The sequence below is a fragment of the Burkholderia cepacia ATCC 25416 genome (genome assembly GCF_001411495.1).
GTDB lineage: Bacteria > Pseudomonadota > Gammaproteobacteria > Burkholderiales > Burkholderiaceae > Burkholderia > Burkholderia cepacia.
On sequence record NZ_CP012982.1, the window covers coordinates 1,280,039 to 1,293,637 of the forward strand.

Below are 13,599 nucleotides of genomic sequence, written 5' to 3' on the forward strand. Positions count from 1 at the left end.
TTAGTTTGTACAATACGTATCACTAACCCAGTAAATTCGGGATATGGCGTTCGTCGTTAATTCAACGACTGGTTCATTCAGGGTCGATTCGATCGGCGCCGTGCCCCGCTCATCCGCAGGATTCGCCCATGCAGCGCTCGATCGCCACCGTGTCACTGTCCGGCACGCTCGCCGGGAAGCTCGCCGCCATCAAGGCCGCCGGCTTCGACGGCGTCGAAATCTTCGAAAACGACCTCGTCTACTTCGACGGATCGCCGGCCGACGTCCGGCGCATGGCCGCCGATCTCGGCCTCGACATCGTGCTGTTCCAGCCGTTTCGTGACTTCGAGGGCGTGAGCGCAGCCCAGCTCGCCCGCAACCTCGATCGCATCAAGCGCAAGTTCGACGTCATGCATGCGCTCGGCACCGACCGCATCCTGGTGTGCAGCAACGTGTCGGCCGACACGATCGCCGACGACGGGCTGCTCGTCGACCAGCTCGGCGCGCTCGCGGAAGCCGCGCGGCAAGCCGGCGTGGTCGCCGCGTACGAAGCGCTCGCGTGGGGCCGAGTCGTGAAGCGGTACGGCCATGCGTGGAAACTCGTGAATGCCGTGAACAGCCCGCACCTCGGCCTTGCGCTCGACAGCTTCCATACGCTGTCGCTCGACGATTCTCCGGACGCGATCGCCGACATCCCCGGCGACCGGATCGCGTTCGTGCAGATCGCCGATGCGCCGAAGCTCGCGATGGACGTACTCGAATGGAGCCGCCATTTCCGCTCGTTCCCGGGCCAGGGCGACTTCGACCTCGCGCGCTTCACCGCGCGCGTGATCGAATCGGGCTACACGGGGCCGCTGTCGCTCGAGATCTTCAACGACGGCTTCCGCGCGGCGCCGACCGCGATCACGGCCGCCGACGGCCATCGCTCGCTGCTCTACCTGGAAGAACTGACACGCGAGCAGCTCGCGCGGGACGGCCGCGCGCCGGCCGCCAGCCAGCCGCTGTTCGCGCCGCCGGCGCCGCCCGCGCACGTCGGGTTCCAGTTCATCGAATTCGCGGTCGACGCACAGGCCGCGGCAACCGTCGGCGAATGGCTCGGCCGGATGCGCTTCCGGCTCGCGGGCCGGCATCGGTCGAAGGACGTGACGCTGTTCCAGCACGGCGCCGCGTCGATCGTGCTGAACGCGGAACGCGACTCGTTCGCCGATGCGTTCTTCCAGCAGCACGGGCTGTCGCTGTGTGCTTCGGCATTCCGCGTCGACGACGCGAAAGTGGCGTTCGAGCGCGCGGCCGGTTTCGGCTACGCGCCGTTCTCCGGCCGTGTCGGGCCGAACGAACGCGTGCTGCCGAGTGTGCAGGCGCCGGACGGCAGCCTCGAGTATTTCGTCGACGAAGCGCCGAACGCGCCGACGCTGTATGAATCGGACTTCGTGCTGACCGACATCGACGGCCCGAGCGAGGTCGGCCCGCTGACGGGTATCGATCACGTGTGCCTGGCGCTGCCGGCCGACGCACTCGATACGTGGATCCTGTTCTTCAAGACGGCATTCGGCTTCGAGGCCGAACGCAGCTGGCTCGTGCCCGACCCGTACGGGCTGATGCGCAGCCGCGCGGTGCGCAGCGCCGACGGTTCGGTGCGGATCGCGCTGAACGCGTCGGTCGACCGGCACACGGCGGTCGCCGAATCGCTCGACCGCTACCACGGCACGGGGCTGAACCACGTCGCGTTCCGCACGGACGACATCGTGAAGACGATCGCCGCATTCGCGGCCGACGGCATTCCGTTCCTGCGCATTCCGCCGAACTACTACGACGATCTCGCCGCACGCTACGCGCTGCCGGACGAGTTGATCGACACACTGAGCACGCATCACCTGCTGTACGACCGCGACGAGCACGGCGGCGAATTCCTGCACGCGTATACAGAACTGGTCGACAACCGCTTCTCGCTCGAGATCGTCGAGCGGCGCGGCGGATACGACGGCTACGGGGCGGCAAACGCAGCCGTGCGCCTGGCCGCGCAGGCGCAGCACAGGAAATAAGCGAAGGAGACGAACCTGGATTTCGGGGCCGAATCACATTCGCTGCCCCGCGGCTGACTCAAAGGGCCGCATCCCGCGCGCACCATCGCGGTGAATCGCGCGGCAGCGCACCCGCCCGCGCGGCTTGCCGCGATCGGGCCGGAAACCGCGCCCGTCTCACGTTACATCCGGTAACCCGTACCGCAGCGCAGCATACGGTCCGCGGCCGCAGTTTTAAGAATCGCTTAAGTCTTCGACGGCACCATCCGCAACCAGTACCCGATAGTTATCTCGAAAAGGAGGAAAGCGATGAGCGCCGTAGAAGCACCCGCGGGCCGCCCGGCCGCGCCCCCTGCAAAGAAGACGATGCTGCGCCGCCTGCTCAGTCATCATGAAATCGCGACGCTGCTCGTGCTGCTGCACGCACCGATCGGCGCGAACGCCAAACCCGAACTGCCTGCGCTGCAGGAAGCCGGCCTCGTCGAGATGGTCAAGCTCGACGCCGATACGGCCCCCAGCTTCCGGCTGACCGAAAACGGCACCGCCGTCCTGAAAGGGCTCGGCTACCGCTGAGCCGCGGTTTTCACCGTTTCCCCGTATCGCCCGATCCCTGCGACTCGCCGACCCGTTCGACGTGTCGCGTCACCCCGCCCGCTCCTGCAGCATCAACCGGTATTCCGTCGGCGTCACGCCGACCGTCGCCTTGAACTGGCGCGTGAACGCGCTGTGATCCGTATAGCCGCATAGCGCCGCGACGTCGGTCACCTTGTCGTGCGTGACGAGCAGCGCGGTGGCCGCATCCAGCCGAGTCTTCAGCAGCACCTGGCGCGGCGTCAGGTGGAACACCTTGTGGAAGTAGCGCTCGAGCTGCGCGACCGACATCCCGGCCATCTGCGCGAGCTGCTTCAGGTTCAGCGGCTGTACGTAGTGATCCTGGATGTGCTGGACCACGTCGGCGAGCCGGCTGTACGCCGGGTGCGATCCCTCGTGCGCCTTCAGGTCGCGCGAGATGCCCGCGAGGCCGACCACCCTGCCTGCGGCATCGCGCAGCGGCTCCTTGCAGGTCAGGCACCAGCCCGGCTGGCGGCCCGGATACAGGTGCAGCTCGAGCTGGTCCATCAGTTGCTGGCCCGCGTTGATCGTCGCCATGTCCTGCTCGAAATAGCTGCGGCCGAAGCGGCGCGGAAACACTTCGTCGGCCGTCTTGCCGAGCAGGTCACGCTTGTCCTTGTAGCCGCAGCGCATCGCCAGCGTGCGGTTGACGAGCGCGTAGCGGCCGTTTGAGTCCTTCACGAAGAACGCGACGTCCGGCAGCGCATCGAACACCGGTTCGAGCAGGCGGAAGTGCGCGAGCATCGCGCCGAGATCGGCGTTGTCGGGCTGGTGGCGCAACGTATCGGACAGGCTCATGGGCGGTACGGCTGGCAAGGTCGTCATCCCGGCAACCGCAATGCGAGTGGCAGATGGCGTCGATTATAGAAGCGCCCCTCCGATCGCGTCGCGCCGATCGCAAGGGCGGGCAAGCTGGCGGCAGCCGTCACGTCGCGCCGTCGCGCCGACCGGCTTCGACACGCAACATACGTTGCATGCACAACCACTGCGCCGCGCATGCAGCGGCCGGCCGCAAATCCGCATGCGCCGATGCCGACCTGCCGTGAGTGCACGGGCTCACCGGCGCACCGACACGGCGTGCTCGAACTCGCCAGCATAAAAATGCAACCGTACAGCGTCTTGGCGCGTTTGCGCATTCGTCATGACGATTTCGGCATATATCAGGGTTATCGACGATATGCCGATATCGTCGCCGGCCGCGCACCGAACGCGCAAGACGCACGCATTTTCGCTGTCTAGACTTCGCTTCACGGTCACGAGACGACCTTCCGCCGCGGCAGCGACCGGCGTGCAGGGCCTGCGGCATCGGCCACCACACGCGCCGATTCCGGCACAGCCCGGGCAGCACGCGGCACGCACGCACGGCCCTCGCATCGGCCTGCCGACCGAACCGTCTCGCCCGGTTTACCGGTGCCGGCCCGCCAGCCGGCGGCGGCCCAACCACGCCATCAAGGGGAAGTGAAAGTGAAGCTGAAGGTATCGCACGTCGCGCTGGCCGCTGCCTGCGCACTGTCGGGCGCGCACGCCATTGCCACCGACGTCGTCAAGATCGGTTTCGCCGCACCGCTGACCGGCCCGCAGTCGAACTACGGCACGGACATGCAGAAGGGCGTGCAGCTCGCGATCGCCGATTTCAACGCGACGCGTCCGACGATCGGCGGCAAGCCCGTCACGTTCCAGCTCGATTCGCAGGACGACCAGGCCGACCCGCGCACGGGCACGACCGTCGCTCAGCGGCTGATCGACGACAACGTCCGCGGGATCATCGGGCACTTCAACTCGGGCACGAGCATTCCCGCGTCCGACCTGTACGATCGCGCGGGGCTGCCGCAGATCTCGATGGCCACGTCGCCGCAATACACCGCGCGCGGCTACAAGACGACCTACCGGCTGCTGACGAGCGACGCGCAAGCGGGCCGCATCGTCGGCACGTACGCGGTGAAGACGCTGCGCTTCAAGCGCATCGCGATCATCGACGACCGCACGGCCTACGGCCAGGGCATCGCCGACGAATTCGCGAAAGCCGTCGAGGCGGCGGGCGGCACGATCGTCAAGCGCGACTTCACGAACGACAAGGCGCTCGATTTCTCCGCGATCCTGACCAACCTCAAGGGGATGAACCCGGACGCGATCTTCTACGGCGGCGGCGACGCGCAATCGTCGCCGATGATCCGCAAGATGCGCCAGCTCGGGATGAAGTCGGCGTTCGTGACGGGCGAGATGTCGCGCTCGCCGACGTTCCTGAAGGTCGGCGGCGACGCGGCCGAAGGCGCGATCGTCTACATGGGCGGGCTGCCGAAGGAGAAGATGCCGGGCTTCGCCGGCTACGCGGCACGCTACAAGGCGCGCTTCAACGAAGACGTGATCACCTACTCGCCGTACTCGTACGACGGCACGATCGCGCTGCTCACCGCGATGAAGGACGCGAACTCGACCGACCCGAAGGTGTACACACCGTATCTCGGCAAGGTGTCGGTCAAGGGCGTGTCGGCCCCGAGCATCGCGTACGACGCGAAAGGCGACCTGAAGGATGCGCCGGTGACGATCTACAAGGTCGAGCGCGGCACGTTCAAGCCGGTCGATACGATCGCCGGCAACTGATACGCAACCCGGCCCCGCGCGGCGCGTCGGCGGCTCATCGGCCGCCCGCGCCGCGCGCGCTTTTGCCCCGGCCTCGGCCGCCCGCTCCGAAGCCTTCCCCGTCGCGCACCCGCGCGCGCATTTCGCGCTCCTGTAGAATCCTCCCACCCGCTTTGACGCTTCGTCCCTGCCGTGCCCCATCCCGGTGCGGCGGCGCGTGTTGCGCGCCTCACCCGGCACACGACACGCTTCGACGATGCAAGCCGCGCCTTGTCAGTCCATGCCGATAGCGGGCCCTGGAGACGCAGCACCGACAACAACATTCGAAAACCGATCGTCCTGACCATGCAAGCTTCCGAATTGAGCGGCGTGCCTCGCGCCGCCGAACGCGCGCTCACGCGCAGCGACTACAAGACCCTTGGCCTTGCCGCACTCGGCGGCGCCCTCGAGTTCTACGACTTCATCATCTTCGTGTTCTTCGCGCCGGCGATTGGGCAACTGTTCTTCCCGCACGACATTCCCGACTGGCTGCGCCAGTTGCAGACGTTCGGCATCTTCGCGGCCGGCTATCTCGCCCGCCCGCTCGGCGGCGTGATCATGGCGCACTTCGGCGACCTGTTCGGCCGCAAGCGGATGTTCACGCTGAGCGTGCTGATGATGTCGGTGCCGACGCTGCTGATGGGCCTGCTGCCGACCTACGACACGATCGGCATCCTCGCGCCGGTGTTGCTGCTGCTGTTCCGCGTGCTGCAAGGCGCGGCAGTCGGCGGCGAAGTGCCGGGCGCGTGGGTGTTCGTGTCCGAGCACGTGCCGTCGCGTCATATCGGCTATGCATGCGGCACGCTGACCGCGGGCCTGACGGCCGGCATCCTGCTCGGCTCGCTCGTCGCCGCCGGCATCAACAGCCGTTACTCGACCGCCGAAGTCGCCGCGTTCGCGTGGCGCATCCCGTTCCTGCTCGGCGGCGTGTTCGGCCTGTTCTCCGTGTACCTGCGTCGCTGGCTGCATGAAACGCCGGTGTTCGCCGAAATGAAGGCGAAGAAGGCGCTCGCGGCCGAGATTCCGCTGAAGGCCGTGCTGCGCGACCACGGCCGCGCGGTGATCGTGTCGATGCTGCTCACGTGGATGCTGTCGGCCGCGATCGTCGTCGTGATCCTGATGACGCCCGCGCTGCTGCAGAAGCAGTTCCACCTGACGCCCGCGACGACGCTGTTCGCGAACAGCGTCGCGACGCTGTGCCTGACCGCCGGCTGCATCACCGCGGGTTCGCTCGCGGGCTGGATCGGCGCGAAGCGCGTGCTCGGCATCGGCGGCATCGGGCTGGCCGCGTGCTACTACCTGCTGTTCGTGCAGGTCGCGGCCGATGCGTCGACGCTGCCGCTCTACTACGGGATCGCGGGCTTCATGGTCGGCACGATCGGCGCGGTGCCGTTCGTGATGGTCAAGAGCTTCCCGGCCGTCGTGCGCTTCTCGGGCATCTCGTTCTCGTACAACGTCGCGTATGCGATCTTCGGCGGCCTCACGCCGGTGATCGTGTCGCTGATGATGAAATCGAATCCGCTCGCGCCGGTCGTGTACGTCGCGGCGATCTGCGTGCTCGGCGCGATCGCCGTGCAGTTCTCGAAGGATGCGAAGGACGTGAAGGATGTGAAGGGCACGCACTGAACGCCCGCGCCCGCTTGATGAACGAAGGGCCGAATCCCGCGGCGTGCGGGATTCGGCCCTTTTGCCTTGCCTCGGCCTGGCGGCGCGAGTCGGCCCGGTTCAACGCAGCACGCCGTACGACGAACTCGGCCGGCGCAGCGCGTCGATACTCGCGCCGCCAGCGCCGGTGACGAACAGCAGCAGGAACCCGCCGGCGATCGCGACGTTCTTCCAGAAGTGAATCACCATGTCGTGCTGGACGGCGGCGCTCGTCGCGTCCCAGAAATTGTGCCCGACCATCGCGGTCGCGATCGTGTAGACGGCCATCAGCAGCGCGAGCGGCCGCACCTTGTAGCCGACGATCAGCAGCAGGCCGCCGAGCCCCTCGATCGCGACGACGATCGGCGCGACGACCTGTTGATAGGGCACGTTCATTCCGTGCAGATACGCGATGAAATCGCTGTAGCCGAGCAGCTTCATGATGCCGCCCCACAAGAACAACGCCGCCAGCGCCAGGCGTGCGAAAAAAATGACGCCGGAATCGACGGTACGCGTCATGCCTCTCTCCTCGTATGCAATTCGGCCGCTTGCCCCGGGCGCGCCCGGGCGGTTCGACGCCGCGCGGCCCGGGAGGGGGCGCGGCAAATGGGCCAGCATAGAGGGTCTTTTCGCCGTGTCCAAGAAAAAGGTTGTAGCAAATCTTTACACTGCGGCGGCCGCGCCGGCGGCTCGACGCACTGAAAAACGCGTTTAGCCCGCGTCGCTCAACAACACGCCTTTCTTGAAGATGAAGCAGCCATAGCCGCGCAGTTCGCCGGTAACGATCACCGCGTAGGCCTGCTGCGCGCGCTCGTAGAACGCGAAACGGTCGATGCCCGCGAGCGGCACCGCGCGCCCTTCCGCGCGGTCGATCTCGGCCTGCACCTCGCGCTGCACGGGCGGCACCGCGGCTGCGTCGCCGACGACTTCCATCCGCCATGCGGGTGTGTCAACGAACGTGTCGAGCGGCAGCACGGACAGCACCGCGCGCACGACGCGCGCGGAATCGGCGCCGTCGATGCGCAACGCGCGGCCGACCACCGTGTGCTCCGCGACGGATTCCGCCGGGAAATTCGCGTCGCAGATCGCGATTTCGTCACCGTGCCCCATCGCACGCAGCGTGTGCAGGATGTCGGCGTGCAGCAGCGGGTCGAGATTCTTCAGCATGTCGGCTAGTCTCCGGGATCAGGAACGAATCGCATAACGTTACCCGATCCCGGTGGCCGTTGCGCATGCATCGCTCGCGTCACGACGCCGCGGCCGGCATCTCGTCGATGAAACCGGTGACCGTCGCGAGGCGGCCCGACGCGTCGACCGTGCCGAAGTCCGAACCCTTCACGATCGCCGCGCCGTCGGGCGACACGAGCGCCCAAGAGAACCGCAGGTGCTGGCCGAACCCGTCGACGTCGGTCGTGCGGCGAAAGCGGAACGCGGGGAAACGCGCCTGCACGGCCGCGATCATCGCATCGATGCCCGCGTGGCCGTCGCCGGCCATCAGCGGATCGCGATAGGCCGCGTCGCTCGCGTAGGTCGCGTCGATCAGCGCGCGGCGGCGCGCGACGTCGGGTTCGTTCCATGCGTCGAAGTAGCGGTCGATCAGGTCGGCGTGAATGGACGAGGCAGACGAAGCGGATTGAGCGGTGTTCATGGCGAGGCTCCTTGTGTCGATGAGGGGACGAGGTCGCGAACGTTGGGTGTTTCGTATTCGCGTGCCGTCATCGTCGCCGGCCTCGCGCGGGCGGTCGATTACGTACGAGGTAAGGAAATCGCGCCCGCGCCGCCGCGATCAGCCGGCCGCGTAGTTGGCCGCGTAGTTGGCCGCGTAGTCGACCGCCAGGCTCCACGCCGGATCCTCGTGCTTCGCCCAGTACGCGTCGAACAGCCGGCGCGTCATCGGGCCCGGCCGGCCGTCGCCGATCGGTGCGCCGTTCAGCCGCGTGACGGGCATGATCCCGCCGGCCGTCGACGTGATGAACACCTCGTCGGCTTCGCGCAGTTGCGCATCGTCGACGCGGCCGGCCTGCGCGTCGATGCCCATCGACGCCGCCAGCTCGAACACGGTCTGCCGCGTGATGCCGTGCAGCACGCCGCGCTCGGGCGTCCGAAGCCGGCCGTCGCGCACGATGAAGACGTTGAACCCGGGCCCTTCGGCGATGCTGCCGTCCGTGCACTTCAGCACGACCGACTCCGCACCCGCGTCATACCCCTTCAGCAGTCCGGCGACGAGGTCGAGCCAGTGGTAGTTCTTGATCTGCGGATCGACCGATTCGGGCGGAATCCGCCGCACGTCGTCGACCAGATGCAGGTGCAGGCCCTCGCGCAACTGCCGCTCGTTCGCGACCGAGCCGTACGGCACCGCGAACGCGATGAACTGGTTCACCGCGTCGCGCGGGTCGCGGCTGAAGGTGGGCGATACGCCGCGCGTGCACAGCATTTCGACGTACGCGTTGCGCAGGCCCGAGCGGCGCACGCATTCGACGAGGATGTCGCGCAACGCGTCGTCGCTCAACGGCACGTCCAGCCGCAGCCTCGCCAGCGAGCGCCTGAACCGCGCGATGTGCCGGTCGAGGCGGAAGAAGCGGCCGTTCCACACGTGCACGGTGTCGTACGTGACGTCCGAATGCAGGAAACCCCAGTCGAGCACCGACACGCGCGCGTCGGCGATCGGAACGAAGCGGCCATTCATGTACGCGGCGCCCGGCGGATACGCGGATGCTTCGGCGGACTGAATGCTCTCCGACGCCGTACGTTTCACATCGGGCGCGTACGGCGCGTAGTCGACCTGCGCGACAAACGACGCGCGATCGGCGTCGAACACGCTGCGATGCACGATCGCATTCGGCCCCGCCGCGCGATCGAACGACAGCTTGCCGTCGAGATGGTCGATCTCGTGCTGCATCAGCTCCGACACATCGGGCGACAGCGCGTCGCGCCGATGCAGCTCGCCGTCGAGCGTCATGTACTGCACGCTCACCGACGCGTGGCGCTCGACTCGCACGAACAGGTCGGGAAAGCACATGCAGTCGTCCCACAGCGTCATCCGCGCGTCGCTGCGCCACACGATTTCGGGGTTCACGATCACGTCGGGCCAGCCGTCCAGCGCAAGCGCGATCATCCGTTGCCCGACGCCGATCTGCGGCGCGGCGACCGCGCGGCCGAAACCGTGTTCGTCGCGAAACGCGCGCAGCGCGGCGCGCAGTGCGCCGGCGGCTTCGCGTACGGCGGGATCGGTAACGTCGCCGACCGGCCGCGCGACGTCGCGCAGCGATGCGGTGCCCACCGGAAGAATCCGCGTATTCATTTCACTACCTCCGACAAAGTCACCTTGTTGCCTCCCTTGAACGTCGAAATCGTTGCCGCCGGATTGCGCAGCTCGCCGTTCGCGTCGAACGCGATCCGGCCGGTCACGCCCTGGAAGTCGACGCGATGCAGCGCGTCGACGATCTTTGCCGGATCGGTGGACTGCGCGAGCATCACCGCGTGGTAGACGGCCATCATCGCGTCGTAGGCGTACGGCGCGTAGAGCTGCACGGGGGCGCCGTACTTCCGCATGAAGCGAGCCGCGAACGCGGGGCCGCCCGGCATCTTCGCGAGGCTTCGGCCGCCGTCCGCGCACACGAGGTTGCCGTCGAGCGCATCGCCGGCCAGTTTCAGGATCTCGTGCGTGCACAGACCGTCGCCGCCCAGCAGCGGCACGGCGATCCGCAGCTTCTTCATCTGCTTGAGCATCGGCCCGCCCTGCGTGTCCATGCCGCCGAAGAAGATCGCGTCGGGCGCACGGCCCTTGATCAGCGTCAGCGGCGCGCCGAAGTCGAACGCCTTGTCGGTCGTGTATTCGCGTGCGACCACGGCGGCGCCCGTGTTCCCGAGCCCGCCGGCGAACACGTCCGCGATGCCCTGGCCGTAGGCCGTGCGATCGTCGACGACACCGATGCGGCGCGCGTGCAACTGCTCGACCGCAAAGCGGGCGACTGCCTGCCCGAGGAAGTCGTCGTTCGCGAGCATCCGGAACGTGGTGCGATAGCCGAGACGCGTGAACGCCGGATTGGTGGCCGACGGCGTCAGCTCCGCGATGTTCGCCGTCGCGTAGAGCCGCGCGACGGCGATCGACGTCCCCGAATTCTGGTGGCCGATCACAGCGCTGACGTGCGTATCGACGAAGCGCTGCGCGACCGTCGTCGCGACCTTCGGGTCGGCCTGGTCGTCCTGCGCGTCGAGCACGAACGTGACCGGATGCCCGGCGACGCCTGGATGCGCCGCGTTGATTTCGTCGATCGCGAGCCGAATGCCGCGCGCGCTGTCCTCGCCGAAATGCGCCTGCGCACCCGTGAGCGCGCCGGCAAAACCCACGACGACCGTATCCGCGCCGAACGCGGGAACGGCCGGTACAAGCGACACAAGTGGCACCAGCAGCACGAGCGGCGCCAGCAGCAGATGTCGGAAACGCATGATGTTTTCCTCGCAGCTTCATCGTTGACGGGTGCTACGATTATCGGCAGCCGTCGCGAAATCCGATAAACATCGGGCGGCATCATTCGCGAGTTTGTTTCGTTTTTTCTCTCCGAAGGAAATCCGATGAATCCCGCCGCCACACCGCTCGACGATTTCGACCTGCGGATCCTCGCCCGCCTCCAGCACGACAACCAGATCACCAACCAGGCGCTCGCCGCCGAGATCGGCCTGAGCCCGCCCGCATGCCTGCGCCGCGTGAAGCGGCTGCGCGACGAGCGCTATATCCAGCAGGACGTTTCCGTCGTCGATCCGACCAAGGTCGGCCTCCCGTTGACGATGCTCGTCCTCGTGCAGGTCGAGCGCGAACGGGTCGACCTGCTCGACGAATTCAAGCGGTTCCTGAAGTCGCTGCCGGAAGTCATGCAGTGTTATGTGGTGACGGGGCGCGCCGATTTCGTGCTGATGATCGCGATGCGCGACATCGACCACTACGAGGAGTTTTCCACGCGCGTATTCCGGCAGCACCACAACATTCGTCACTTCGAAACGATGGTCGTGATGTCGCGCGTCAAGGTCGGGCTGTCGCTGCCGATCGACATCGCGTAACGATCGCCGCAATGAAAACGGGCGCCGTCGGGCGCCCGCATCGTCCGGCGGCATCGGCCGCGCGCGTCAGGTCACCGGCGCCGGATTGAACAGCGTCAGCGCATTCGCGAGCTTCCACTGCTCGGCCCACGTGCGGCGCTTGCCGCTCGCGACGTCGAGCATCAGCCGGAACAGTTCCCAGCCGGTGTCCTCGATCGTCGCCGCGCCGGTCGCGATCCGCCCCGCGTCGAGATCCATCAGGTCGTGCCAGCGGCGCGCGAGATCGCTGCGCGTCGCGACCTTGATCACCGGCACCTGTGCGAGGCCGTACGGCGTGCCGCGGCCGGTCGTGAAAACGTGCAGGTTCATCCCGGCCGCGAGCTGCAGCGTGCCGCAGATGAAGTCGCTCGCGGGCGTCGCCGCATAAAGCAGCCCCTTCTGCTTCGCGCGATCGCCGGGACGCACGACACCGGCGATCGGCGCGCTGCCCGACTTCACGATCGAGCCCATCGCCTTCTCGACGATGTTCGACAGGCCGCCCTTCTTGTTGCCGGGCGTCGTGTTCGCGCTGCGGTCGACGCGGCCGCGCTGCAGGTAACGGTCGTACCAGTCCATCTCGCGAATGATCTCGCGCGCAACGTCCTCGTTCGCCGCACGCGACGTGAGCTGCGCGACACCGTCACGCACTTCCGTCACCTCGGAGAACATGATCGTCGCGCCCGCGCGCACCAGCAGGTCCGCCGCGAAGCCGACGGCCGGATTCGCGGTGAGCCCCGAGAACGCGTCGCTGCCGCCGCACTGCACGCCGACGACGAGATCCGACGCAGGGCACGTCTCGCGGCGGCGGCGGTTCAGCCGCTCGAGATGCGATTCGGCCATCTTCATGATCGAGTCGATCATCGAGTTGAAGCCGACGTGCGCGGCGTCCTGCAGGCACACGACACCGCCGTTGTCGCCGGCGCCGTCGGCCGCCACCGGAATCGCGCCGGGCGGCAGCAGGCGCTCGGGCTGAAGCTTCTCGCAGCCGAGGCTCACGGTCATCACCTCGCCGCCGAAGTTCGGATTCAGGCTGATGTTGCGCAGCGTACGGATCGGGATGTCGGCGTCGGGCGCGTCGATCGCGACGCCGCAGCCGTACGTGTGCTCGAGCCCGACCACGTCGTCGACGTTCGGGTAGCGCGGCAGCAGCTCGGCCTTGATCCGCCGCACCGCATGCTCGACGACGCCCGACACGCACTGCACGGTCGTCGTGATCGCGAGGATGTTGCGCGTGCCGACCGAGCCGTCGGCATTGCGGAAGCCCTCGAACGTATAGCCTTCGAGCGGCGGCAGCGGCGGCGCGGCACGCGTCGCGAGCGGCAGGTCGTCGAGCCCCGGCGGCTCGGGCATGCGCATCGTGCGCTCGTTGACCCAGCTGCCGCGTCGCAGCTCGGCCAGCGCATAACCGATCACCACGTTGTAGCGGACGATCGGGTCGCCGGCCGCGAGATCGACCAGCGCGACCTTGTGCCCCTGCGGCACGCCTTCGCGCAGCGTCAGCCCGTCGGCGAACGTCGCGCCCTCGGGCAGGCCGCCGTCGTTGACGACGATCGCGACGTTGTCGTCCGGATGCACACGGATGTAGAGCGGGGAAGCAGTCATCGGAAATCCTGGAGGCTATCGGCCATATTGTTAGTCATCATACGAC

General features: G+C 67.3%; 12 protein-coding genes. 5 read left to right on the forward strand and 7 right to left on the reverse strand.

Annotated features, from left to right (window positions below):
* Positions 1-128 precede the first annotated feature (128 nt).
* Complete coding sequence (locus tag APZ15_RS23070) at positions 129-2,021, forward strand: bifunctional sugar phosphate isomerase/epimerase/4-hydroxyphenylpyruvate dioxygenase family protein (protein ID WP_027790509.1); 1,893 nt, start codon at positions 129-131, stop codon at positions 2,019-2,021.
* 288 nt (positions 2,022-2,309) lie between these two features.
* Complete coding sequence (locus APZ15_RS23075; protein ID WP_021159311.1) at positions 2,310-2,573, forward strand: hypothetical protein; 264 nt, start codon at positions 2,310-2,312, stop codon at positions 2,571-2,573.
* Between the two features lie 69 nt (positions 2,574-2,642).
* On the opposite strand, the gene APZ15_RS23080 is transcribed toward APZ15_RS23075, so the two are convergent.
* Positions 2,643-3,437 carry an AraC family transcriptional regulator gene (locus APZ15_RS23080; RefSeq protein ID WP_027790508.1) on the reverse strand — a complete coding sequence of 265 codons (795 nt, stop codon included), beginning with the start codon at positions 3,435-3,437 and terminating at the stop codon, positions 2,643-2,645.
* 639 nt (positions 3,438-4,076) lie between these two features.
* Between APZ15_RS23080 and APZ15_RS23085 the strand changes: the two genes are divergently transcribed.
* A complete protein-coding gene (locus APZ15_RS23085) occupies positions 4,077-5,213 on the forward strand; it encodes a branched-chain amino acid ABC transporter substrate-binding protein (protein WP_027790507.1) in 1,137 nt (378 codons plus the stop codon).
* 324 nt (positions 5,214-5,537) lie between these two features.
* Positions 5,538-6,857 carry an MFS transporter gene (locus tag APZ15_RS23090; RefSeq protein ID WP_027790506.1) on the forward strand — a complete coding sequence of 440 codons (1,320 nt, stop codon included), beginning with the start codon at positions 5,538-5,540 and terminating at the stop codon, positions 6,855-6,857.
* 99 nt (positions 6,858-6,956) lie between these two features.
* On the opposite strand, the gene APZ15_RS23095 is transcribed toward APZ15_RS23090, so the two are convergent.
* From APZ15_RS23095 to APZ15_RS23115, 5 genes are all read right to left on the reverse strand, one after another.
* A complete protein-coding gene (locus tag APZ15_RS23095) occupies positions 6,957-7,394 on the reverse strand; it encodes a DoxX family protein (RefSeq protein WP_021159306.1) in 438 nt (145 codons plus the stop codon).
* Positions 7,395-7,586: 192 nt separating this feature from the next.
* Positions 7,587-8,042: an RbsD/FucU family protein gene (locus tag APZ15_RS23100; RefSeq protein WP_021159305.1), complete on the reverse strand. Its 456-nt coding sequence runs from the start codon at positions 8,040-8,042 to the stop codon at positions 7,587-7,589.
* Positions 8,043-8,121: 79 nt separating this feature from the next.
* Positions 8,122-8,523, reverse strand: coding sequence for a nuclear transport factor 2 family protein (locus tag APZ15_RS23105; RefSeq protein ID WP_027790505.1), 402 nt, complete (start codon positions 8,521-8,523; stop codon positions 8,122-8,124).
* A gap of 138 nt (positions 8,524-8,661) precedes the next feature.
* Positions 8,662-10,176, reverse strand: a complete 1,515-nt coding sequence (locus APZ15_RS39690; protein ID WP_080981890.1) for an aminotransferase class IV — start codon at positions 10,174-10,176, stop codon at positions 8,662-8,664.
* Entirely contained in the window at positions 10,173-11,324 is a 1,152-nt protein-coding gene (locus APZ15_RS23115; RefSeq protein ID WP_027790503.1) for a branched-chain amino acid ABC transporter substrate-binding protein, read from the reverse strand. The genes APZ15_RS39690 and APZ15_RS23115 overlap by 4 nt, the downstream gene beginning before the upstream one ends.
* A gap of 126 nt (positions 11,325-11,450) precedes the next feature.
* Between APZ15_RS23115 and APZ15_RS23120 the strand changes: the two genes are divergently transcribed.
* On the forward strand, positions 11,451-11,933 hold the full coding sequence (locus tag APZ15_RS23120) for an Lrp/AsnC family transcriptional regulator (protein ID WP_027790502.1): 483 nt from the start codon (positions 11,451-11,453) through the stop codon (positions 11,931-11,933).
* 66 nt (positions 11,934-11,999) lie between these two features.
* On the opposite strand, the gene garD is transcribed toward APZ15_RS23120, so the two are convergent.
* Positions 12,000-13,553 (reverse strand): galactarate dehydratase, encoded by a 1,554-nt coding sequence (garD, locus tag APZ15_RS23125; protein WP_027790501.1) that lies wholly within the window; start codon positions 13,551-13,553, stop codon positions 12,000-12,002.
* Between the last annotated feature and the right edge of the window lie 46 nt (positions 13,554-13,599).

Excerpts from the sequence above, each read along its gene's own strand:
- APZ15_RS23070 (WP_027790509.1), top strand. The coding sequence starts at position 129 with ATGCAGCGCTCGATCGCCACCGTGTCACTGTCCGGCACGCTCGCCGGG.
- APZ15_RS23075 (WP_021159311.1), top strand. The coding sequence starts at position 2,310 with ATGAGCGCCGTAGAAGCACCCGCGGGCCGCCCGGCCGCGCCCCCTGCA.
- APZ15_RS23080 (WP_027790508.1), bottom strand. The coding sequence starts at position 3,437 with ATGACGACCTTGCCAGCCGTACCGCCCATGAGCCTGTCCGATACGTTG.
- APZ15_RS23090 (WP_027790506.1), top strand. The coding sequence starts at position 5,538 with ATGCAAGCTTCCGAATTGAGCGGCGTGCCTCGCGCCGCCGAACGCGCG.
- APZ15_RS23095 (WP_021159306.1), bottom strand. The coding sequence starts at position 7,394 with ATGACGCGTACCGTCGATTCCGGCGTCATTTTTTTCGCACGCCTGGCG.
- APZ15_RS23100 (WP_021159305.1), bottom strand. The coding sequence starts at position 8,042 with ATGCTGAAGAATCTCGACCCGCTGCTGCACGCCGACATCCTGCACACG.
- APZ15_RS23105 (WP_027790505.1), bottom strand. The coding sequence starts at position 8,523 with ATGAACACCGCTCAATCCGCTTCGTCTGCCTCGTCCATTCACGCCGAC.
- APZ15_RS39690 (WP_080981890.1), bottom strand. The coding sequence starts at position 10,176 with ATGAATACGCGGATTCTTCCGGTGGGCACCGCATCGCTGCGCGACGTC.
- APZ15_RS23115 (WP_027790503.1), bottom strand. The coding sequence starts at position 11,324 with ATGCGTTTCCGACATCTGCTGCTGGCGCCGCTCGTGCTGCTGGTGCCA.
- APZ15_RS23120 (WP_027790502.1), top strand. The coding sequence starts at position 11,451 with ATGAATCCCGCCGCCACACCGCTCGACGATTTCGACCTGCGGATCCTC.
- garD (WP_027790501.1), bottom strand. The coding sequence starts at position 13,553 with ATGACTGCTTCCCCGCTCTACATCCGTGTGCATCCGGACGACAACGTC.